We start from the raw sequence: 1,183 nt of genomic DNA, 5'->3' as shown, positions 1-1,183 counted from the left end.
ATAACGTTAATTCCTAGCTTTAAATATTGTTAAATTATATTTTGTGATCTATTGGTCTGTCTGACTCATGGTAAGTAGTGTTTTATTTTGTTAATTGCTACATCATATCAACATAATGGTTTTTTATTTTATGCAATGGGATGTGACGATCAATTATTTTGTTATAAATGAGTTTGCTTGTAGTATCTGTTGTATGCGACATGTGTGGTGAGACGATTATCAAGTGAATATTTTCCTCCGTATTAATGACCACTCTTCTTTATTCTGCGAGTGTATAAGCTCTATATTTTAGGGCGATATTTTCCTATGGCGGGGGTTGTTATTCTCTGGATACAAAGTGTATGAGATGGAATTAATTCATTAGATAATTACATTTAACCAGGCATGTTCATTTTCTACCGCCAGGATAATTTTATTTCAGGGGGAGGGGATGTTTAATTGCGTTATTGATGTGAAAGATAATTACTTTCGGCACGGTCTGTTTATTCTGCTCAGCGAAACACTGGCGGAATATCATACTGAGCAAGGAATAAGTAATGAGGTGAGCAACGGTCAAATTACCTTCAGCGGTACCCCGAATATCCAGACGCGGCTGGTATTTATTGATGCAGACAACACCTATTTTTGTCAGGCATTCGAACAGACGATCAGGCTTAATCAACGTTGGTCCCCGAGTGTTTTCATCATTCTCAAGTCAAGACATGTTCGCCAGCCTCGCGAGATGGCGTTGGATGAGGTGGTGCGCATTCTCTATAAAGATGACGAGGCCACTATCAGGGAGGCGCTCATCTCATGGGCCTTGACGAAAAAGCCTGCGACTGCTCTGCCGATTTCGGGGGAACTTGGTGATGAGAATGATGTGCGCCTGGTGAGTCTGACGAGATGCGAGCGTGTTGTTATTTACTTGTTTGGCGAGGGTTTTACCGGAAAAAGTATCTCCCAGATTTTGAGTAAAAGTGAAAAGACCATCAGCGGACAGAAGCGGTCAGCGATGAGGAAGCTGGATGTATGCAGTGATGTGGAGTTGTTCTGTAAAGTCCATCAAGGCCAGGGGGGGTTATTGCATTAAGGGTTGCGTGTTATGCCATTGCATTCGCAGCTGATATTAATTTTATTATCCAGGGTTCGACTCAAATATTGATATTAAATTGTTAAAAATGCCAAACATTATTGTAATGGCATA

The 1,183-nt window shown here is 40.7% G+C and carries 1 protein-coding gene; it reads left to right on the top strand.

Features of this window, described 5'->3' with window-relative positions:
* Positions 1 to 430 precede the first annotated feature (430 nt).
* Positions 431 to 1,069, top strand: coding sequence for a helix-turn-helix transcriptional regulator (locus V1952_RS21980; protein ID WP_420075569.1), 639 nt, complete (start codon positions 431 to 433; stop codon positions 1,067 to 1,069).
* The last annotated feature ends 114 nt before the right edge of the window (positions 1,070 to 1,183 follow it).

It is taken from the genome of Yersinia sp. 2542 StPb PI (assembly GCF_048593855.1).
Lineage (GTDB): Bacteria > Pseudomonadota > Gammaproteobacteria > Enterobacterales > Enterobacteriaceae > Yersinia > Yersinia enterocolitica_E.
This window is presented reverse-complemented; position numbering and strand designations above follow the sequence as displayed.

Excerpts from the sequence above, each read along its gene's own strand:
- V1952_RS21980 (WP_420075569.1), top strand. The coding sequence starts at position 431 with ATGTTTAATTGCGTTATTGATGTGAAAGATAATTACTTTCGGCACGGT.